Below are 21,149 nucleotides of genomic sequence, written 5' to 3'. Positions count from 1 at the left end.
CAGTTTTTCAGGTTACGGCGCCCAATACAACTCCACTGGCACCTTATCTTGGTGTAACAACGCTCGGATCGGCATGTCTTCGACCGGGCCGTTCTGTTGAGCCTTGCCGAAGATCGCCAATTTGTCCTCGCCGGTAAACAGGATAATGATGCGGTCGGTGTTCAGTAAGGCATTGCGGGTCAGCGTCATGCGTTCGGTGTTGGGACCGGTAATGTCGCTGGCTGTCGCCGTGATCGCCGCCGTCAGTTGGTCGTTATCCTCGCGTAGCGCATCGGCCAGGCCTTCGGCATGGGGAAACAGCGACGCGGTGTGGCCGTCCGCGCCCATGCCGACGATCGCCAGCGTGAACGGATTGGGCAGGCCGCGATAACGGGTTTCGGTTTCGGCTTGGCCGGCGGCGGCGGTCGCGGCGGCGTTTTTCATACCGACGAACTCGACGTTTTTGGCGTTATTGATTAACAGGCTGCGGCGAATCAGTGCTTCATTGCTGGCGGCGTGTTGGTCGTCGACCCAGCGCTCGTCGACGAGGCCGATCCGGATTTTTTTCCAGTTCATGTCGGCTTTGGACAAGGCTTCGTAAAGCGGCGCCGGTGTCGTGCCGCCGGAAACCAACAACGTGGCCAGACCGTGTTTGCTAATACCCTCGGCCAGAACGTCCTGACATTCGGCCGACAGCGCGGTCAGCAGGTGGGTGCGGTTTTCAAAAAAGAATTCTCTAACCATGATCTTAAAACTCTCGATGGGTGCGGTGCGTGTAATTATTCTTCCCAGGCGCGGCCGTCGCGGGCCAACAGCGCGACCGAAGCGATCGGCCCCCAACTGCCGGCCGGATAGGATTTCGGCGCGCTATGGCTATGAGCCCAGGCATCCTGGATCGAATCGACCCAGGTCCAAGCCTGTTCGATTTCCTCGCGGCTTAAAAACAGCGTTGGGTTGCCGCGCAGGGCTTCCAAAATCAGCTTTTCATAACCACCGAAGATGCTGTTTTTCTTGAAGGTTTCCGAAAAGCTCAAGTCCAGTTTGGTTTGTTGCAATTTGATGTTGCCGTCGATACCCGGCACTTTGTTCAGCATCACGACGTCCACGCCTTCGTTGGGCTGCAAGTGAATGACCAGCTTGTTGGCCGGTAGTTCGCGGAAGCTGTCCTTGAAGATGTTATGCGGCAGTTGCTTGAAATTGACGACGATTTCGGTGCGCTTGTTGGGCATGCGTTTGCCGGTACGCATGTAAAACGGCACGCCGGCCCAACGCCAATTGTCGATGTCGACCCGAATCGCCACGAAGCTTTCTGTGGTACTTTCCTTGTTGGCACCGTCTTCCTCAAGATACCCCGGTACCGCCGAGCCTTTGATGAAACCGGCCGTGTATTGGCCGCGCACGGTTTTTTCCTCGACATTGCGGACCGTGATCGGCCGTAGCGATTTCAATACCTTGATCTTTTCCATATGTATGCTTTCCGCCGACAGGTCGGCCGGCGGCTCCATCGCTACGAAGGTCAGAATTTGCAGCAAATGGTTTTGCAGCATGTCGCGGAGCTGGCCGGTCTTGTCGAAGTATTCCCAGCGGCCTTCGATACCGATGTCCTCGCCAACCGTGATTTGAATGTGGTCTATCGTGTTGTGATTCCAGTTGGTCGTGAAGATCGAATTGGCGAAACGCAACGCCAGCAGATTGAGCACGGTTTCCTTGCCCAGGTAATGGTCGATGCGATAGACCTGATCCTCGTGGAAAACATCGGCGACGACGTCATTGATTTCCTTCGAAGATTTCAAATCGTGGCCTATCGGTTTTTCCATCACCATCCGCGATTCCGGCGTCAACACGCCGCAGCTATGCAGGCCTTGGCAGATGTTCTTGAACAGAAACGGCGCGACCGCGAAATAATTGACCATCACTCGCTTTTCGGCGTCTACGGCGGTGTTCAATTGGCGGTATTGGTCGGGTTGGGTCAGGTCGATTTTCAGATACGACAGGCGTTGTGAAAAGCGTTGCCAGATTTCTTCGTTGATCGTGTTATGCAAAAAAGCGACCAGACTTTTGTGGGCAATTTCGACGAAGCCGGCACTGGTTTCTTCCAATCTGTCCACGCCGATGATGCGGGTGTCGGGCTCCAGTAGGTTGGATTTCTCCAGACGGTATAACGAGATCAGCAATTTGCGTTTAGACAAATCGCCCAGCGCGCCGTAGATCACCAAGTCGCAGGGTTTATAGGAATTGTTTTTCATTGAGGGTACCGAAAACCAAGAGAATGTGGCCGCCGACCGACCCGGCGTTCGACTCGGCTTGTGGTTCTGAATCAGCCGGCCGCGCATCGTGGCGAAAATGCCCCCATTATAATGGTTCAGGCTGGCGCCAAACAAGGCTTTCGGCTGGAGGTGCCGATTTTGCTGGGTTTGCCGGTGTGTTTGTCGCGGCGTTTCAGCCGAACATTTCGGTGGTGTAGCGCTGGATTTTTACCGTGCTCGACCAGTAGTCGGCCGGCAGGCCGGCTTTGCGTTTTAGATGGCGCAGAAATTCCACCGGGTCTGGCAGGTCCTCCCAAACCGAGGGTAGAAAAGTACCGCGCCTGCCGCCTTCGCTCAGAATCAGACCGTCGATGCCGGGCCGAAGTTGGCTGATCAGGTCCGTTTCGGATGCGAAATAGAGCGGTTCGGATGGACTCAATACCGAAATATGCAGACTCAGCCCAGCCAATTCGGCGGCCGTGACCGGCGGAAAACGCGAATCGCGGAAAGCGGCGGCATAGGCGTTCTCGGCGATATCCTCGACCAACGGCCGAGCGGCTTCCAGCCTGCCGATGCAACCGCGCAGTTGACCGTCCAGTTCCAGCGTCACGAAAGTCGCGGCCGGCCCGGTCAATTTGGCGGGATAATCCGCCAGATTGACCGGCAACGGCCGGCCATGCGCGAGGCCGTGGGCAATGGATGCTTTCGCCAGGGTCAGCAAGCAGCCGCGTTCGACGTCATTCAACGACATAGGCACCGTAACCCACGACTCTGGCTTTGTCGCCGGCGGTATCGCCGGAATTGCGTAAATCGATGGTCTTGATCGACCGGCCCGTGTCGCGCAGGAGTTTCAGCAAGCCGTTGACGCCGACCCGGCCGCAAGCGGCGTCGCCGACGATTTCCTCGTACCGTAGCGCTTCGATCAGGCGGCTGGTGTCGCGGTCTAGGCGTTGCGCGGTCGCATAGTCGTGATAATGGCTCAGGTCGGAACTGATCACCAACAAGGTTTCGTCGCCACCCCAGAGTAATTCAAGCAGGCTGGCGACCTGGGAGGGTTCCGCTTCGCCGGCGACGATCGGAATCAGCTTGAAGTCGCGAAATACTTCTTGCAAAAAGGGTAGATGCACTTCTAGGCTGTGTTCGAGGGTATGGGCCTGTTCGACGTACTCCACGAACGGCAATTGCAGTAATTGGGCTATCGCATCGCGATCGACTTCGACATCGCCCAGCGGTGTACTATAGGCGTGAGCGCGACTGACCGCCAAACCGCGAAAAGCGACTTGGTGCGACGGGCCGATCAACACGACCCTGCGGACCCGCTCGGCGGCGGGTGCCAAGCGCGCGTAAGCGGTGGCGGCGACCGGAGCGGAATAGATGTAACCGGCATGAGGGACGATGATGGCCTTGGGTACGTTGCCGCTGGAATCGGCCGCGCGCAGATAGCTGTCGACCGCATTATGCAATTGTAAGGGATCGGCCGGGTAAAAGCGGCCGGCCACTGCGGGTTTTCTGTTCATGGCTGATCCTTGTAACTGTTATTGATACGATCAGACGGGGCAAGGCGCCGAAGCGGATTGAGCCGTGTTTCAGGCTTGCGATACTCAGTATAGCCTGCTACCGACAGTGGTTTTCGATTAGGGTTCAAGGAGAACGGCGATGACGACATTCCTCGGCGGCGATACCGTCGCCACCCGCTATTGGCACGCGCTCGACGACGGTCGCGTCCAGTGCGATCTATGCCCGCGTTTTTGCAAATTGCATGAAAGCCAGCGTGGCTTGTGCTTTGTGCGGCAAAATCTGGATAGCCGCATCGTGATGACCAGCTACGGCCGCTCCAGCGGCTTCGCGGTTGATCCCATCGAAAAAAAACCGCTGAATCACTTTTTGCCGGGCTCGCCGGTACTGTCGTTCGGTACCGCCGGTTGCAATCTGGCTTGCAAGTTTTGTCAGAATTGGGACATCAGTAAATCCCGTGAGATGGATACCTTGACGCGCCGCGCCGCGCCGGAGGCTATAGCCAACGCTGCTTTGGCCCATGGCTGCCGGAGCGTGGCTTACACCTATAACGACCCGGTGATTTTCCACGAGTACGCGATCGATACCGCGCAAACTTGCCGCGACCTCGGTCTGAAATCGGTCGCGGTAACGGCGGGCTATGTATGCCCGGAGCCGCGCGTTGAGTTTTACCGATACATGGATGCCGCTAATGTAGACCTGAAAGCCTTCAGCGAAAGGTTCTACCACAAAGTCACCGGCGGTCATTTGCAAGCAGTCTTGGATACCTTATTGTATTTGCAGCACGAAACCCAGGTTTGGCTGGAATTGACGACCTTGCTGATTCCCGACGAAAACGATAGCGAAGCCGAATTGGAGGCGATGACCCAATGGGTGGTCGAACATTTGGGGCCGGAGGTGCCGATGCATTTCACCGCCTTCCATCCCGATTGGAAAATGACCGACAAGCCGCGTACGCCGTTATCTACCTTGTTACGGGCTAGGCAGATCGCGACCAAAAATGGCGTTCGTTACGCCTATGTCGGCAACGTGCACGATAAGGCCGCCGAAAGCACGTACTGCCACCAGTGCGGCGAAATGCTGATAGGCCGGGACTGGTATGTGTTGTCGGATTGGAATCTGAATGCAGCCGGATGCTGCCGATTCTGCGGCACTGTTTGCGCCGGTTTGTTCGAAGCGGCGCCCGGCGATTGGGGCGCGAAACGGATCGGGGTTAGCATTTAAATCGGCCGGTGATAAGCGCGCCGGCCGATAGCGAGGTTAGCGGTAAACGACGCCGGGCTTGCCGTCGCCGGCGACGATTTCACCGATCGTAAAAGCGGTTTCGCCTTGCCGGCCGAGAATTTCCACGGTCGCGGCTTCGTCGGCCGCCGCCACGCAAACGATCATGCCGACCCCGCAGTTGAAGGTGACCAGCATATCCTCCAGCGCTACGTTGCCTTGTTGTTGCAACCATTGAAAAGTCGCCGGGAAATCCCAACTAGTCAAGTCGATCGCGGCATTCAGACCGTTCGGCAAAACTCTAGGCAGGTTTTCGGTAATGCCGCCGCCGGTAATATGCGCCATCGCATGTACAGGGACGGACTTCAGTAATTCGAGCAAGGGTTTGACGTAGATGCGGGTCGGCGTCAGCAGCGTTTCGCCCAGCGGTTTGCCGTTGACGGTGTCGGTCCAGGTCAAGCCGCTACGCGCGACGATTTTGCGGATCAGCGAGTAGCCGTTGGAATGTGGGCCGGACGAGCCCAGCGCGATCAATTTGTCGCCGGCTTGGACTTGGCTACCGTCGATGATGCGGGACTTTTCGACGATGCCGACGCAGAAGCCGGCTAAATCGTAATCGCCGTCAGCGTACATGCCGGGCATTTCGGCGGTTTCGCCGCCGACCAGCGCCGCGCCGGCCTGCTCGCAACCCAGGCCTATGCCTTCGATCACGCTGGCGGCGGTATCGACGTCGAGTTTGCCGGTCGCGAAATAATCCAGGAAAAACAGCGGTTCGGCGCCTTGCACGATAATATCGTTGACGCACATCGCGACCAGATCGATGCCGACCGTGTCGTGAATGCCGGTGTCCAGCGCCAATTTCAATTTGGTGCCGACGCCGTCGGTGCCGGAAACCAGCACCGGCTGTTGATAGCGGTCCAGCGGCAGTTCGAACAGCGAACCGAAGCCGCCCAGCCCCGCCATCACGCCGGCGTTGCGGGTTTTGGCGGCGATGGGTTTGATGCGATCGACCAAGGCGTTTCCGGCTTCGATATCGACGCCGGCGCTTTTGTAATCCAGGCGGTCAGTGGGTTGTTCGCTCAAGGTTGGCCTCTTTAAAGTTAAGATGGAATCGACCGATATTGTACTATATTCGAAATGTGACATTGTCAGGGTGGGCTAGTGAGCGAAGCATTTAAGAAGGCCGGACGGGCCGCGGTGGCCATGGTTTTAACGGGTCTACTGGCTGTGCCGTTTGCCGAAGCGGTCGAGGTCAAGGGCTTGTACGAGATCGAGTTGGTGGCGAGGGGCCAATCCGCCGAGGATAGGACACAGGTGATCAAGCAAGGCTTGTACGCCGTGTTGAGCCGAGTGCTGGTGTCCGAAGACATTTCCAAGATTCCGGCGGTGCAACAGGCGCTGACTGGGGCGCAAAACTATGTCAAGCAATTCCAATTTTCGCTGATTTCCGCGGACGAATCGCCCGATACCGAGGCCCGTTTGGCGCGGATCGAGTTCGATGAGGATCAGGTGATGCAAGTGATGCGCGATAGCCATGTCGGCATCTGGAGCGAGATCCGCCCGGAAACGTTGGTGTGGCTAGTCGTCGATCAGGGCGGCAATCGTCAGTTTTACAATGCGGATACCATGCCGGAGCTGGAGAGTGCGCTGGCGTTCGCGGCGAAGGTCAAAGGCATTCCGATGATTTTTCCGATGCTGGACCTGGAGGAACAACAAAGAATCACGGTCAGCCAAGTGTTGAGCGCCGACTCGCGCGGTTTGTTGGCGGTTTCGGCTCGTTATGAAGTGACATCGGTCATGGCGGGGCGCATCGTCGAAAAAGGCGAATGCTGGCAGGGCGAGTGGGCGTTTTATTTCGATGGCAAGATCAAACAGTGGAACAGTCCTTGTCAGCCGTTGAAAGCGACGGCGGTAGCCGCCGCCCAGGGGGCTTACGATGTGCTTTCCAATTATTACGGCGTGAAGCCTTGAGTCAGCCGGCTATTAGGCTGTAAATCCCGTAAGCGCCGCCGTAACTGGACAGAAAATAGAACAGTGACATCACTAGCGACGCCGGCCGGTTGATCAGCAACACGTCCTTAAATATTCGAGCGATCATCAGCATATCCCAGAGGAAAAATACCGCCAACGCCGAATAGCTCAGCGCGTCCTCGGCGACAGTGACCCAAAATACGATGGGTACCAGAAAAATGCCTACCAGGTTTTCGCAGAACAAGATGGCGCTGGCTACCTGAACGTAAGTGCGAAAAGTACCGTTCAAACCCAGGACTAACGCGATAAATCCCAAGGTCAGCCCGGTTTCGATCAGGACTTCGAAGACAGTTTCCAAGTCGTCCGACATGTTGAATTTGATGAAAAACACCATGCCGAAATAAAAATAAATGTTGTACTTGAAAAAGCGTGTCGAACTGGGCAGTTCCAGCGCGGAAACATTGAGCCAGCACAGCGGGAGATAGTATCTGATCAGTTCCATGGCGGCGGGACCGTGGCGGGTTTAGCGTTCCTCGAAGGCGTAGGCGTCCAAGTCGTGCCGATATTCCTGCTGGGTATGGCTAAATTGGTCGTTCAGCGCCTGTACCAGATCCTTGCTTTGCTCGATCAAACCGGCCAGCTTCTTGCGGTTTTTTTTGTTTTTGCCGACCGGATCGGTGATCGGTAACAGCATGCGCCAGAAGCTTTGGCTCTTTTCGAATAGTGCCGCCAGATCTTCGGTCAAATTCAATTGTTTTTGGCGTTTGTGCAGTTGTTTAACGATGAACTTGGCGTGTACTCGGCTGACGATCAGATGCATCGGAGTCAGCAGCGCAATCAGCGCGATGGCGATAGCCGGGCCGATAATGGGGTCGAAGATCAGTTCCAGAATGCCGACGGCGATTTCGGCGAACAGCGCCAGCATGATGATGAAGCCGAGCACGATCAGCGTCGTCGCGTTGCAACGTTCTTTCCAAGTGGTCAGCGAGGCTTCGACTTCCGGCAGAATCACATCGTCGATGGCTCGGATGCTATCCTGCAGGGTGGCCAATACCCGGTAGGAACGGTCGCTTGCCAAGTTGGCGATTCGCTGGTCGAGCGCGGCGCCGTCGCTGTTTTGGCTCAACACCACGAACTGGCCGGTGTGTATGCCCAGTTCGGCCAAGCGGCGTTGCCAAGCATTGGCGATATCCTGGCTTTTGGCGGGGTCCAGGCCGATTTCGGAGTGATCGATCACGAATACGAATTTATTGGAGTCTTGCTGGGCAACGATTTCGGTCAGGGCGGCCTTGTTCAGTTCGGCATCGGCTTCGAACAAATCGGTGAACACCAGTACCAGATCGGAAATATCCAGTACGTATTTGCGCAGCATCGCGGTGACGGCATTTTCGGTGGTATTGCTCAGCACCGGCGTGTCGATAACCAGCTTGCCTTTCAATTTAGAGCTATTGACCGTCACCAGCTCCAGATGGCCATTGAGTTTGCCGCCCTCGCCGGGCAGGACTTGTTCCATGGCTTGGCCGATTCTGTAAAAGGGCAGGCGGTGATCGGCGTCCAGCGCGGTACCCGGCAGCGTGGCGCCGGCGGCTTGCGGCGTGTATTGCAAGACTGTGAATTTGTGGCGAACGGTGTGCAGCGGCGAGTTGAGGTATCGGGCCAGGAAGTCGGATTTGGCCGGTGAGTAACCGCCCAGCGTACTGATAACCGGCCACCAAGTGGTTTTGCGGGCGGTGCTTTCCTCGGAGTCGATCAGCCCCATGTCGAATTCGATTTGGTCCAATTCCTGGAACAATCTTGCGGTTTTTTGCAGGACCGGGTCGGCTGCCGCGAATTGTTTTTCTAGGTTTATCAGGTATTTACTTGCCGTTTTGTCCGCCATGTGCTGTGAACCTTTTTTATAAGTGGCTAGAGGTTGATCGATCGGGCGGAGTATACACCGACGACATTTAAACGGATAAAAATTCCTGGTAGGGAAGGGTGGGCGACCCTGTAAACGGGGCGCCCGGACGCGGGAAGCGAATTATTCCTTGATGTCCAATTCCTTGATTTTTCGGGTCAGCGTATTGCGGCCGTATCCTAGCAATTGAGCCGCTTCGTGTTTGCGGCCGTGGGTGTGAGTCAGCGCCGATTCGATCAGCAGGGTTTCCACCGAAGGAATGGCTTGCTTGGCGATGTCGACCTTGCCGGCGTTGAGTTGTTGCTTCACCCAGGAACGAAACTGGCTCTCCCAGTCACCTCGCTCGACTTCGCCGGCGGTCTCGGTAGCGGTTTGCATCAGTTCTGGCGGCAAATCCTCGATATGAATTTCGCGGCCCGATGCCATGACCGTCAACCAGCGGCAGGTGTTTTCCAGTTGACGGACATTGCCGGGCCACTTCAAATTACTGAGGAAGGCCTCTGCCTCGGGTTTCAAGGATTTGACCTCGGTACCCAGCTCCTTGGCGCTTTGGTATAGAAAATGCCGCATCAACAAGCCGATGTCCTGCCGACGTTCACGCAGTGGTGGGATGTGGATGCGGATAACGTTCAGCCGGTGAAATAAATCCTCGCGAAAGCGTCCCTGGGCAACCAATAACTCCAAATTTTGGTGGGTGGCGGCAATGATACGGACATTGACCTTAACCGGCGAATGTGCGCCGACCGGGTAAAATTCGTTGTCCGCCAATACCCGTAGCAAACGGGTTTGCATATCGGCGGGCATGTCGCCGATTTCATCGAGAAACAACGTGCCGTGATTGGCTTGCTCGAAACGGCCGATGCGCCGGGCCTGGGCTCCGGTAAACGCGCCTTTTTCGTGACCGAACAGCTCCGATTCCATCAGGTCTTTCGGAATCGCCGCCATATTCAGCGCGATGAAAGGCTGCTCGGCGCGTGGACTGTGCCGGTGTAAAGCCCGAGCGACCAGTTCCTTGCCCGTGCCGGATTCGCCGTTGATCAAGACGGTGATGTGCGAGCGCGCGAGTCTGCCTATGGCTCGGAACACTTCCTGCATCGCAGGCGCTTCACCGATGATCTCAGGGGTCTCTTCGTTGACTGGAGGCTCTTGAGCGACGTCGTTTTGCAACTGCTTGCTGTGAATGCAAGCGCGTTGTACCGTCTCGACCACTTCGTTGACATCGAACGGCTTGGGTAAATACTCGAATGCACCGCCGTGAAAGGCCGATACCGCGCTTTCCAAATCCGAATGCGCCGTCATGATGATGACCGGCAGATTAGGATGGTCGTGCTGTACCTTGCGCAACAGTTCGAAGCCGTCCATGCCCGGCATGCGGATATCGGTAATCAAAACATGCGGCAATTCCTTGGATAGTTCTTTCAACAAATCGGCGGCGTTGGCGAAGCAGCGCGTGACGATGCTGGCCTTTTGCAGGGCTTTTTCCAACACCCAGCGTATCGATTTGTCGTCATCGACAATCCAGACCTTATCTGGCAGTGGCATGAGATCTCTCCAAAACTCAATATTAAGATGATGGCATCAATTTCGATTCGATGCTTTTTTGCCAAGATTATCGGCTAACGGTAAATAAATAGAGAATACGGTATTGCCCGGCTCGCTTTCGCATTCGATTAAGCCGCTGTGTTGGTTAATCAAAGATTGGGCGATGGACAGGCCCAAGCCGGTACCTTCGGCCCGTCCGGTAATCATCGGGTAAAAAATCTGTCCCATTAACTCGGGTTTGATGCCCGGGCCGTTGTCGATGACGTCGATCTTCACCGCCAGCCGGTAGCGTTTACGGCCTATCGTCATGTGGCGGCGAATCCGGGTTTTCAATGTGATTCGGCCCGAGGTCTGAATCGCTTGAATGGCGTTGCGGACGATGTTCAGCAAGGCCTGGATCAACTGGTTTTTGTCGGCGAACAGTTCGGGAATGCTGGGGTCGTAATCGGTTTCCAGGCTGATGTTATTACCGGCTTCCACGGCGACCAGTTGACGAACACGCTCCAATATTTCGTGGATGTTCAACAAACTTTTATGGGCCGGTTTATTGGGTCCCAGCATCTTGTCCATAAGCTCTTGCAAACGGTCCGATTCGGCAATGATGATCTGGGTATATTCCTTCAGTTCCGGGTCGTGCAATTCCAAATCCAGCAGTTGAGCCGCGCCGCGAAGTCCGCCCAGCGGGTTCTTGATTTCGTGCGCCAGTCCGCGCACCAACATCCGGCTGGTATTTTGCTGCGCCAGCAGTTGCTCCTCTTTGGTAATACGTAAATGCCTGTCGACTTGCTGAAGCTCGATCAGGATTTCGTTCAACTGACCGTCTTCCAGTAACGGCGTGGCACTAAGATTGACGGTGATGGATTGGCTCATCCGCTCCAGTATCAATTCTCTGTCTACCAACGGTTCGTGCTGATGTAGGCGCTGCATCAAATCGGTAAACAAGCCGTGATGTCCGATTTTAAAAAGCTTCTGGGCCGGATTGCCGAGCAAATGCTTAGCGCTATCGGCGAACAGCATTTCGCCGGCCGGATTAATGTAGGTCAGCAGTAAATCCCTGTCGAACATCAGGATGGCTTCGTTCAGGTGATCGAGGATTTTTTTGTACACGGTGTTATTGGATTCTCCTGTCGGCTACGTTTATACAGCAATATACGAGCCATATCCGGATCAAGAATGTGAGGGTAATGATCAGGTGATTGGCCAAGTGGTGCATGGGTTCCAAGTATTGCGTTTGAGGAGTTTATCGGCCCGTTAATGTGGTCGATTTTCTTTAAATACCGGCGTCGCTTGCGCACCAAATACCAGCGTTTTTTGCTCTCGGATGTCTGGGATCGAAATCGACTTTGCAACGGATAGGCAAAGACCGCTAAGCTCGAGCAGTTGAGAAGTTCAAGGTCAAATCCCTGGATAACTTGTACCCAACCGCTTGCTGCGGTGATTTGCTAACCAAAACTCAGGGACGTTTTGCAATTTAGCGCTGTTTTTTTGCAAATCGCGGGATCTTCGATGGCTTGAAATTAGGGTGAATCCTTAACAACTGCTGTCTTCGCCGGTCTCTACATTGTTGGTGATTAGGACCCGCTAGATTCAACGAGTCTAGTGACAGTGGTGCTGAAGCTCAAAGGCAATGCTAATGTTGCCGAGCTTCGTCGTGGCGAAGCGCGAACGGAAATTCCGAATTAGCCAAAAAGCACAATTTTGGTGCGTTGGTTTGGGTTATAACACTAAATGGCCGCGGTCGACGCGAAAATGCGGTAAGCCACTATCGGTCCGGGTATCTCCCTACTAAAGTTAAACAAACAGTCGTCCCACTAGCTACCTTTAGAGACGAACGCCTGGTGTCGGCCGAGCTTGTTTAGTGCGTAATAGGTTGAGCAATGCACCAATGTGGTTCGTTCTGGCGATCGTTTTAATTGTGGGCCGCCCGGTCTAACAAAGCAGGTGTCAGCCGGATGTCCGCGCGGCTTCAAAGCGTGAGTGCGTAATCGACAATCAGGGGTGCGTGATCGCTGAAGCGTTCGAGTTTGTAGACCGAGACCTTACTGGCGGTATTTGCCAGCGTTGGAGTGGCAATCTGGTAATCGATGCGCCAACCTACGTTTTTAGTCCAAGCTTGGCCGCGATTGCTCCACCATGTATAGCAGGACTCAGTAGCGTCGGGTTCCAAGTATCGGTGGACGTCGACCCAACCCTGCTCGCCAAGAACCTTTCCGATCCAGGCCCTTTCTTCGGGAAGGAAGCCGGAGTTCTTTTTATTGCCTCTCCAGTTTTTCAAATCGATGGCCTGATGAGCGATATTCCAGTCGCCACAGACGATAACGTGTCGCCCGCTGGCCCGAAGCTGCGCCAAATGGGGGTATAAGCGGTCCATAACGCTGAATTTGATCGCTTGGCGTTGTTCGCCGCTCGATCCCGAGGGCAAATAGAGTGAAATCACGGACAGGTTTTTGACTCGGATTTCCAGATAACGGCCTTCGCTGTCGATATCGGCGTAGCCAAGGCCGGTGATGATCGTTTCAGCGGGAAGTTTGCTGTAGATGCCAACGCCGCTGTAACCTTTTTTCTCCGCGTAATGAAAATAACCGTGATATCCGGTCGGATTCGCCATGGTTGCTGTTAGGTCGGCGGCTTGAGCCTTTAACTCCTGCAAGCATACAAAGTCGGCATTTTGCGCGCATAGCCAATCATAAAAGCCTTTGCGGTCGGCGGAGCGAATGCCGTTAAGGTTGATCGAAATGATCCGCATAAGACGTTCAAATAGTTGAAGGGTCTGTCGAAACAAAAAACCCCGCGAAGCTTTGCAACTTGCGGGGTTCCGGGAAGGTGCGGGACTGTCAGAAACAGTCCTACCTCTTACAAGCTGTAGTACATGTCCAGCTCAACAGGGTGAGTGCTCATGCGCAGACGGGTAACGTCTTGTTTTTTCAGCTCGATGTAGCCGTCGATGACGTCGTCGGTGAAAACGCCGCCCCGGGTCAGGAACTCGCGGTCGGCATCCAGTGCGGCTAATGCTTCGTCCAGAGAGAACGAGACTTGCGGAATGGCTTTTTCCTCTTCCGGCGGCAAGTCGTACAAGTCTTTATCCATCGCTTCACCTGGGTGAATTTTGTTTTGGATACCGTCAAGACCGGCCATCAACATGGCGGAGAATGCCAAGTAAGGGTTAGCGGTTGAGTCCGGGAAACGTACTTCGATACGACGACCTTTAGGGTTGTTAACGTACGGAATACGGATCGAAGCCGAACGGTTGCGAGCGGAATAAGCCAACATAACCGGCGCTTCGAATCCTGGAACCAGACGTTTGTAACTGTTGGTTGAAGCGTTGGTGATCGCGTTCAAGGCTTTAGCGTGTTTGATGATGCCGCCGATATAATACAGCGCGGTTTCGGACAGGCCGCCGTACAGATTGCCGGTGAACAGGTTGACGCCGCCTTTCGCCAGCGATTGGTGAACGTGCATGCCGCTACCGTTGTCCCCGACCAGCGGTTTCGGCATGAAGGTCGCGGTTTTGCCGTAAGCGTGGGCGATATTGGCGACCACGTATTTCAGTTCCAACACTTCGTCGGCTTTTTTAACCAGCGTGTTGAATTTAGCGCCGATTTCGCACTGACCCGCAGTCGCTACTTCGTGGTGGTGGACTTCGACGGTTTGGCCCATTTCTTCCAGAACCAAACACATAGCCGAACGCATGTCTTGGAAAGAGTCGACCGGCGGAACCGGGAAGTAGCCGCCTTTGATACCAGGGCGATGGCCAATGTTGCCGTTTTCGTAGACTTTCGCCGAGTTCCAGCCGGCTTCCTCGGAGTCGATTTGATAAGAGCAGCCGCCCATGCCGGTGCTCCAACGTACGTCGTCGAAAATGAAGAATTCGTTTTCAGGACCAAACAGCGCGGTGTCTGCGATGCCGGTGGACTGCATATAGGCTTCGGCGCGTTTTGCAATCGAGCGCGGATCGCGCGCGTAACCTTGCATGTCTTTGGGTTCGATGATGTCGCAACGCAAGATCAGGGTTTTGTCGTCGAAGAAGGGGTCGATTTTAGCAGTGCTGGCGTCCGGCATCAGAATCATGTCCGATTCGTTGATGTGTTTCCAGCCTGCGATTGACGAACCGTCAAACATATTGCCTTCTTCGAAAGTGTCTTCGTCGATGGTGTGCGCAGGGAAGGTGACGTGCTGCTCTTTTCCGCGAGTGTCGCAAAAACGGAAATCGACGAATTTAACGTCGTTTTCTTGGATTAATTTCAGGACGTGATCAACAGACATTGGAAAAAGTCTCCTAGTTTTAGTTGTAGTGGATTGAGGTGCTAAATCGACTGTAACGATACCATCAAAGGCTCTAAAGAGCTATAACAAACAAAGCCTCCAGGACGTTTTCGATAACGTGCTGGAGGCGTTTGTATCGCGCTGCTGGGGGCAAAATAGTGGATTAGAAAATGATTACGGCGTCGGCGGTAAACAGGACTTGATCGTGGCTATTGCCGCCGGCGAAAGCTTTGGCTTGATCGCTGTGATCCCAGCGAACGTTTGGACGAAGATTCAGCCATTTCGCGGGCTTGTAGCTCAAGCCGGCAGTCAGTTCGTAGTATCCGCTACCTTGGCTGAGCAACGAAGGATCGTTTTGATAGTACGATGCCCAAGACGCGTTGTTGCAAGCGTAATTGGAGCCGTCCGGTTGCGCTCCGGCTACACAGCGGCCAGGGCCGTTAATCCTGAATCCGTTATTGTCTCGGAACCATTCCGCGCGAAGACCGGCGGACAGTTTGTCGTTAATATCGTAAATCAAATACTGATTTATGCCGTACCATTCCGCGTTCTGCGTCGCAAGACCCGCCCTCGCGCCATTGCCTGTAAACACGTTATCCGCGAAACCATGGTCGTGTTGAATGATGTAATGCAATTTGTCGGTAAAGTTGTGTTTGCCCACCAAGCTGTACATCGCCCATTTGGAGCTGTTCACTTCGGACTGTTCGCCAGCGGTTGAAGTCAGTGCCAACGAAGTGCCGGCGTCGTCGCTGGTCCAGGTTACGCCGCCCAGGAAGGACCAGTTGCCAACATTTTTATTGAAGTTGCCGTCCCAGCCGCCCGTGCCGCTGCCGGTTACGGCGCCAGCCGATACAGCCCAGTTTGGGTTGACTGTATAGCTAGCCAGAACGCCGGTGTGCGTGAAAGGTTCGCCATATTGCATGGTGTAGGGCTTAGTGACGAAGAAATTGTCGGGCGATGTGACCACTTCATAACCGATTGGGGTGTAGAAATGTCCGACTTTGACGTCGATACCGTTTCCAATCGGCAAATTCAGTTCTGCGTAAGCTTGAGGCAAGGCGATGCCGTAAAAGCGGTCGTCGGTTAAATACAAGTCCCAATCGCCGCGACCGCCGGTTGATAATGCCGTGGTGGGGTCGAAAGAAGGATTGCCGTACGCCTGGGTAAAGATGGCGTCGGTACCGTACATAAAGTCGGCGCGGCCACCGATGTCGAAAGCATCGCCGCCTACGGTTACGGCTTTCTGCAAATATACGTAAAGCTGGTTGAGTTGGACTTCAGCGGTTCTATCATTGAAGGTCACAGGGCCGTTATAAGCGTCGTGAGTCGCGTTCAAATTGGCGCCGACACTGGTTTCCAGCCAACCGCCGATTTTCAGATTGTGATCTTTCATGAATTTAGCTTCATTCGGGTCTATGCCCGCGGCTCCGAGCAGGCCGGAGGCTTCCGTCCAGCTCTCGGCGCCGGCCGAAGCGCTGCATAGCGCCAAAATGCCAGCAACGTAAGTTCGGCGAGATTGGAAGTGGTGTTTCATGATGGTATTCCCCTTTTCTAGTTGGTACTCGAAAGTTTATTAAGCAGTTTTTAGGCCAAGTCTCATGCTTTGGAAATCAAGGAGATAGCGGGCGTTGGCCAGGTATTTTTGAGTGGATTTGGTGCAAAAATCGTTGTTTGCACTGTCGTGGTGCTTGGGTGGTCGCGATAGCGGTCCTGCAAGCTAATGCTTAGTTTAGCGCCACTTAGCGTGTTTGCTTAACATTTTTAGTGAGCATTTGTTTGGAAATGGTGCGCTACATGAACCTTCGCACCATCTGGGTGCGATTCTCTGAGGGATTTTAATGTTTTAAGCAAATTATGCTTAAAAAACATGGATATAAATACTGGCATATATTCTGCTTTGGCTGAGTTGGGAATTTACTAACTCAAGCAACGAGGTGTTGAACTATGAAACTGATAACAGCGGTTGTAAAACCGTTCAAGCTCGATGACGTGCGGGAAGCGTTATCGGATATCGGCGTTTCCGGTGTGACGGTAACCGAGGTTAAGGGATTCGGCAGGCAAAAAGGCCACACCGAACTGTATCGCGGCGCTGAATACGTCGTGGATTTTCTGCCCAAGGCCAAAATCGAGGTGGCAGTGGCCGACGCGTTGCTGGATCAGGCGGTGGAAGCCATCGTAAAAGTCGCCAATACCGGAAAGATCGGCGACGGCAAGATTTTCGTGACTAATTTGGAGCAGGTCGTCCGGATCAGAACCGGCGAATCCGGCGAAGAAGCACTTTAAACCTAGACCATGGGGACTAAGCAAATGAGATATGTAGCAGGCATGGCGCTGTTGGCGCTGTTGGGCTTCTCGGGGATCGCCGGCGCGGAAGAAGCGGCGGCACCGGCCGTTCAAGCCACCGTGAACAAGGGCGATACTGCCTGGATGATTGTTGCCACGGTATTGGTCGCGTTGATGGTCATTCCCGGTTTGGCATTGTTTTACGGCGGCATGGTGCGAGCCAAAAACATGTTGTCGATTCTGATGCAAGTGTTCGTGATCTTTTCGTTATCGGCCATTTTGTGGGCGGTTTACGGGTATAGCGTGGCGTTTACCGAAGGCAACGCGTTTTTTGGCGGTTTCAGCAAGGCCTTTCTGTCCGGTATCACGCCGGATTCGATGGCGGCGACCTTTAGCAAGGGCGTGTACGTGCCGGAATACATTTATGTCGCTTTTCAGCTGACCTTTTCGGCGATTACTCCGGCGCTAATAATCGGCGCCTTCGCCGAGCGCGTGAAGTTCTCGGCGGTGCTGTTGTTTACGGTAATCTGGTTCAGCATTTGTTATTTACCGATGGCGCACATGGTTTGGTACTGGGCCGGTCCGGACGCATATACAGACGCGACTGCGGCCGAAGCAGCGGGAGCCACGGCCGGTTTCTTGTTCCAAAAAGGCGCGCTGGACTTCGCCGGCGGCACCGTTGTGCATATCAACGCCGGCATGGCCGGTTTGGTCGGCTGTCTGCTGATCGGCAAACGCATCGGCTACGGCAAGGAATTCATCGCGCCGCATAGCGTAACGATGAACATGATCGGCGCTTCGTTGTTGTGGATCGGTTGGTTCGGTTTCAACGCCGGTTCCAACTTGGAAGCCAACGGTCTGGCTGCATTGGTTTTCGTTAACACGCTACTGGCTGCCGCAGCCGCGACCTTGTCCTGGATGGTCATGGAATGGCTGGTGCGCGGCAAGCCCAGCATGTTGGGCGCGACTTCCGGCGCCGTGGCCGGTCTGGTTGCGATCACCCCGGCTTGCGGTTGGGCGGGGCCGATGGGTTCGATCGCGCTGGGCTTCGTTGTCGGCGCGGTGTGCTTCTGGTCGGTGACTCGCTTGAAACATGCGCTGAACTATGACGACTCGTTGGACGCCTTCGGCGTACACGGTGTTGGCGGCATCGTCGGCGCCTTGGGGACCGGCATCGTCGCCAGCCCGGCACTGGGCGGTACCGGCGTGTGGGATTATGTCGCCAACGCGGTAGCGGAATACGACATGTTGACGCAAGTCACCAGCCAAGCCTGGGGCGTGGGTGTCGCGATTGTCTGGTCCGGCATTGCATCGTTCGTGGCATTCAAAATCGCCGACGTGGCGGTGGGTCTGCGCGTCAACGAAGCGACCGAGCGCGAAGGTTTGGACGTGACCGAGCACGGCGAAACGGCTTATCACATTTAAGCTATCGAGATTGCTGATTAACAAGGAAAAAACGGACCGTCGGTCAGGGCGGTCCGTTTTTGCTATCATTAAAAGCACCTTTCCGGTGCTTGAGCCGGTAAATTGTAGGTTAGCCTGGAATTATTTATGATTGGCGGTAGCCTTCCGACACAGCAAATTATTCATTCGAATTTGGGGATAGCATGAAACTCATTACAGCGATTATCAAACCGTTCAAACTGGACGACGTCAGGGAAGCCTTGTCCGAGATCGGCGTGGCCGGCGTGACCGCCACCGAGGTCAAAGGTTTTGGACGGCAAAAAGGCCACACCGAGCTTTATCGGGGTGCCGAATATGTGGTTGATTTCTTGCCCAAAGTGAAGCTGGAGATAGCCGTGGCCGACAATGTGGTCGACCGGGCCGTCGAGGCGATCGTCAAAGCCGCCAACACCGGAAAAATCGGCGACGGCAAGATCTTCGTCAGCAGTCTCGAACAAATTATCCGAATCAGAACCGGAGAAACCGGGGAAGACGCGATTTAGATTTCCCCAGCGGGTTTTATTGCTGGGCGAACATTTCAATCGCCCTGGTTCGCGAAGACGATTCGCGGGCCAGGGCGATTTTGTCGTTTCTGGTTCTCCAAAAATTGACCTAGCAAAAATTCAACAAAAATGACAATAACAAAAAGAGTCTTCGTACTCACAGCACCGTTGTTCATCTGGCCCGCCGCCGCGTGCGCGGAGGGCATCAATCAAGCTAACACCGCCTGGGTGCTTACATCCACCGCTCTGGTGTTGTTCATGACGATACCCGGCTTGTCGCTGTTTTACGGCGGCTTGGTCCGTAGCAAAAACGTGCTATCGGTTTTGATGCAGTGTTTTGCAATTACTTGTCTGGTGTCGTTGTTATGGTTGGCAGGCGTGTACAGTCTGGTATTCGCCGACGGTGGCGACTGGCAACCGTGGCTGGGCGGCGCCGGCAAATTGTTCCTGCCGGACATGGGTATCGCTAATTTGATCGGCGATATTCCGGAAACCGTGTATTTCATGTTTCAAATGACCTTCGCGATTATCACGCCGGCCTTGATCGTCGGCGCGTTCGCCGAACGGATGAAGTTTTCGGCGATGCTCTGGTTCAGCGCTTTATGGCTGATCGTCGTCTATATGCCGATTTGCCATTGGATGTGGGGTAACGGCTGGCTGGCCGCGCTGGGTGCCAAGGACTTCGCCGGTGGGATCGTGATTCACGTCAATGCCGGCGTGGCGTCCCTGGTCTCGGCCTTGGTCATCGGCAACCGGAAAGGTTTTCCGACCGTGGCCATGCCGCCGCATAACATGACCATGGTCGTCACCGGCGCCGGCATGCTGTGGTTCGGCTGGTTTGGCTTCAACGGCGGCAGCGCCCTGAAGGCCGACGGTAGCGCCGGCATGGCGATCGCGGTGACTCATATCGCCGCCGCCGCCGGTTCGCTGACCTGGATGACCATCGAATGGCGCCGCTTCGGCAAACCCAGTGTGTTGGGCATCGTCACCGGCATGGTGGCCGGTTTAGGCACCATTACGCCGGCTTCGGGCTTTGTCGGTCCGATCGGCGGTCTGGTCATCGGCATTGTTGCCGGTATCGTTTGCTTTTATGCGACGCAATACGTGAAGCGCGGCCTGAAAATCGACGATTCGCTGGACGTGTTTCCGGTGCATGGCGTCGGCGGCTGCGTCGGCTCCATTTTGACCGGTGTGTTCGCGGCGGAAAGTTTCGGCGGCTTGGGGCTGAACGGTGTCAGCATCGCCGAGCAAGTCGGCGTGCAAGCGCTGGCGGTGTTGGTGACCATCGTTTGGAGCGCCGCGTTCAGCTATCTGGTCTTGAAGCTGCTCGACAAAACCATCGGTTTGCGGGTCAGCGAAGACGAAGAAGTCGAAGGTCTCGACATCGCGCTGCACGAAGAAACCGGTTACCACAATCTATAACTACGCCAGCGTTTGCCGGCTCGAGCGGGCGGAGACCGACTCCGCCCGTTTTCATCAACCTCAGTGGAAATTCATGCCTATCCCACTTTCCGAACTGGAAACCATCGTGCGCGCCGCCGGCGCGATTGCGATGACTTATTTCAACGATCTGGACCAATTGGCCGTCAGCAAAAAAAGCGCACGCGATCTGGTCACCGACGCCGATGTCGCGGTCGAACATTATCTGAAACAGGCCTTGACCGAAAAATGGCCGGAATACGGCTTCTGGGGCGAGGAGAGCGGCCAAACCGCCAACCAAAACCAGCGCTGGATCGTCGATCCGATCGACGGTACCCATTCGTTTTCGAAAGGCCAGTATTTTTGGGGCGTCAGCGTGGCCTTGGAAATTGCCGGCGAATTGGTGGTCGGCGCGGTGTACGGCCCGGCTCTGGACGACTACTACTGCGCGGCTAAAGGCCAAGGTGCCTGGAAAAACGGCAAGCCGATCCGGGTGTCGGACGAGACCAGTCTGGCCGCCAGCATGGTGTCGACCGGCTTCGCCTGTTTGCGCCAGTATTTGCCGGACAACAACCTGCCTCGCTTCTGCCGCATCGCCCAGGCGACCACCGGCCAGCGTCGAATGGGTTCGGCGGCATTGGATTTATGCACGGTGGCCGACGGTCAGGTCGATGCGTTCTGGGAACAGGAATTGAATTTGTACGACGTGGCTGGTGGGGCATTGGTCGTTCTAGAAGCCGGTGGCACGCTGACCGATTTTCAGGGCAATCCCGGCGTGTTTCCCAAGCAGATATTGGCCACGAACGGCAAAATTCTCGATCAGCTTTTGCCGTTGATGTAATGGCTGACGACACTAACTCCTGTTTT

19 protein-coding genes are annotated in these 21,149 nt (G+C 55.1%); 7 read left to right on the top strand and 12 right to left on the bottom strand.

Annotation, left to right across the window (positions count from 1 at the left end):
* Nucleotides 1-12: 12 nt before the first annotated feature.
* The 4 genes from pgl to amrB all read right to left on the bottom strand — a co-directional run bounded on the left by pgl (nucleotide 13) and on the right by amrB (nucleotide 3,742).
* A complete protein-coding gene (gene pgl / locus ACQE3E_RS15030) occupies nucleotides 13-723 on the bottom strand; it encodes a 6-phosphogluconolactonase (protein WP_064024299.1) in 711 nt (236 codons plus the stop codon).
* A 35-nt stretch (nucleotides 724-758) separates the two neighbouring features.
* A complete protein-coding gene (zwf, locus tag ACQE3E_RS15025) occupies nucleotides 759-2,225 on the bottom strand; it encodes a glucose-6-phosphate dehydrogenase (RefSeq protein ID WP_313729848.1) in 1,467 nt (488 codons plus the stop codon).
* A gap of 193 nt (nucleotides 2,226-2,418) precedes the next feature.
* Nucleotides 2,419-2,976, bottom strand: a complete 558-nt coding sequence (gene amrA / locus ACQE3E_RS15020) for an AmmeMemoRadiSam system protein A (protein ID WP_313729849.1) — start codon at nucleotides 2,974-2,976, stop codon at nucleotides 2,419-2,421.
* Complete coding sequence (gene amrB, locus ACQE3E_RS15015; protein ID WP_313729850.1) at nucleotides 2,963-3,742, bottom strand: AmmeMemoRadiSam system protein B; 780 nt, start codon at nucleotides 3,740-3,742, stop codon at nucleotides 2,963-2,965. The genes amrA and amrB overlap by 14 nt, the downstream gene beginning before the upstream one ends.
* Nucleotides 3,743-3,881: 139 nt before the next feature.
* Between amrB and amrS the strand changes: the two genes are divergently transcribed.
* The gene (gene amrS / locus ACQE3E_RS15010) at nucleotides 3,882-4,964 is read left to right on the top strand and encodes an AmmeMemoRadiSam system radical SAM enzyme (protein WP_313729851.1); all 1,083 of its coding nucleotides are present in this window, start codon (nucleotides 3,882-3,884) and stop codon (nucleotides 4,962-4,964) included.
* A gap of 36 nt (nucleotides 4,965-5,000) precedes the next feature.
* Here amrS and purM read toward each other — a convergent pair whose 3' ends face one another.
* Nucleotides 5,001-6,044 (bottom strand): phosphoribosylformylglycinamidine cyclo-ligase, encoded by a 1,044-nt coding sequence (purM, locus tag ACQE3E_RS15005; RefSeq protein ID WP_313729852.1) that lies wholly within the window; start codon nucleotides 6,042-6,044, stop codon nucleotides 5,001-5,003.
* A 78-nt stretch (nucleotides 6,045-6,122) separates the two neighbouring features.
* Between purM and ACQE3E_RS15000 the strand changes: the two genes are divergently transcribed.
* Nucleotides 6,123-6,932: a DUF2066 domain-containing protein gene (locus ACQE3E_RS15000; RefSeq protein WP_071157606.1), complete on the top strand. Its 810-nt coding sequence runs from the start codon at nucleotides 6,123-6,125 to the stop codon at nucleotides 6,930-6,932.
* 1 nt (nucleotide 6,933) lies between these two features.
* Here ACQE3E_RS15000 and ACQE3E_RS14995 read toward each other — a convergent pair whose 3' ends face one another.
* The 7 genes from ACQE3E_RS14995 to ACQE3E_RS14965 all read right to left on the bottom strand — a co-directional run bounded on the left by ACQE3E_RS14995 (nucleotide 6,934) and on the right by ACQE3E_RS14965 (nucleotide 16,168).
* Entirely contained in the window at nucleotides 6,934-7,434 is a 501-nt protein-coding gene (locus ACQE3E_RS14995) for a hypothetical protein (protein WP_313729853.1), read from the bottom strand.
* A 21-nt stretch (nucleotides 7,435-7,455) separates the two neighbouring features.
* On the bottom strand, nucleotides 7,456-8,811 hold the full coding sequence (locus ACQE3E_RS14990) for a hypothetical protein (RefSeq protein WP_281020780.1): 1,356 nt from the start codon (nucleotides 8,809-8,811) through the stop codon (nucleotides 7,456-7,458).
* Between the two features lie 141 nt (nucleotides 8,812-8,952).
* Entirely contained in the window at nucleotides 8,953-10,371 is a 1,419-nt protein-coding gene (ntrC, locus tag ACQE3E_RS14985) for a nitrogen regulation protein NR(I) (protein ID WP_064024315.1), read from the bottom strand.
* Nucleotides 10,372-10,407: 36 nt separating this feature from the next.
* Nucleotides 10,408-11,478 carry a nitrogen regulation protein NR(II) gene (gene glnL, locus ACQE3E_RS14980; RefSeq protein ID WP_168029751.1) on the bottom strand — a complete coding sequence of 357 codons (1,071 nt, stop codon included), beginning with the start codon at nucleotides 11,476-11,478 and terminating at the stop codon, nucleotides 10,408-10,410.
* Between the two features lie 859 nt (nucleotides 11,479-12,337).
* Nucleotides 12,338-13,117 carry an exodeoxyribonuclease III gene (locus ACQE3E_RS14975; RefSeq protein ID WP_313729854.1) on the bottom strand — a complete coding sequence of 260 codons (780 nt, stop codon included), beginning with the start codon at nucleotides 13,115-13,117 and terminating at the stop codon, nucleotides 12,338-12,340.
* A 107-nt stretch (nucleotides 13,118-13,224) separates the two neighbouring features.
* On the bottom strand, nucleotides 13,225-14,634 hold the full coding sequence (gene glnA, locus ACQE3E_RS14970; protein ID WP_064024321.1) for a glutamate--ammonia ligase: 1,410 nt from the start codon (nucleotides 14,632-14,634) through the stop codon (nucleotides 13,225-13,227).
* A gap of 163 nt (nucleotides 14,635-14,797) precedes the next feature.
* Complete coding sequence (locus tag ACQE3E_RS14965; protein ID WP_313729855.1) at nucleotides 14,798-16,168, bottom strand: porin; 1,371 nt, start codon at nucleotides 16,166-16,168, stop codon at nucleotides 14,798-14,800.
* Between the two features lie 410 nt (nucleotides 16,169-16,578).
* Here ACQE3E_RS14965 and ACQE3E_RS14960 point away from each other — a divergent pair, with 410 nt between their 5' ends.
* The 5 genes from ACQE3E_RS14960 to ACQE3E_RS14940 all read left to right on the top strand — a co-directional run bounded on the left by ACQE3E_RS14960 (nucleotide 16,579) and on the right by ACQE3E_RS14940 (nucleotide 21,123).
* Nucleotides 16,579-16,917, top strand: a complete 339-nt coding sequence (locus tag ACQE3E_RS14960) for a P-II family nitrogen regulator (protein ID WP_064024325.1) — start codon at nucleotides 16,579-16,581, stop codon at nucleotides 16,915-16,917.
* Between the two features lie 24 nt (nucleotides 16,918-16,941).
* Nucleotides 16,942-18,342, top strand: coding sequence for an ammonium transporter (locus ACQE3E_RS14955; protein WP_064024328.1), 1,401 nt, complete (start codon nucleotides 16,942-16,944; stop codon nucleotides 18,340-18,342).
* 182 nt (nucleotides 18,343-18,524) lie between these two features.
* Nucleotides 18,525-18,863, top strand: coding sequence for a P-II family nitrogen regulator (locus tag ACQE3E_RS14950; RefSeq protein ID WP_064024330.1), 339 nt, complete (start codon nucleotides 18,525-18,527; stop codon nucleotides 18,861-18,863).
* Between the two features lie 129 nt (nucleotides 18,864-18,992).
* Nucleotides 18,993-20,285 (top strand): ammonium transporter, encoded by a 1,293-nt coding sequence (locus ACQE3E_RS14945; RefSeq protein ID WP_064024333.1) that lies wholly within the window; start codon nucleotides 18,993-18,995, stop codon nucleotides 20,283-20,285.
* Between the two features lie 73 nt (nucleotides 20,286-20,358).
* Nucleotides 20,359-21,123, top strand: a complete 765-nt coding sequence (locus ACQE3E_RS14940; RefSeq protein WP_168029747.1) for an inositol monophosphatase family protein — start codon at nucleotides 20,359-20,361, stop codon at nucleotides 21,121-21,123.
* Nucleotides 21,124-21,149: the final 26 nt, after the last annotated feature.

Origin of the sequence: Methylomonas sp. MED-D, assembly GCF_050276835.1 — a bacterium.
GTDB lineage: Bacteria > Pseudomonadota > Gammaproteobacteria > Methylococcales > Methylomonadaceae > Methylomonas > Methylomonas koyamae_A.
The sequence above is the reverse complement of the archived record's forward strand: the minus strand, read 5'-3'. Positions and strand labels throughout refer to the sequence as shown.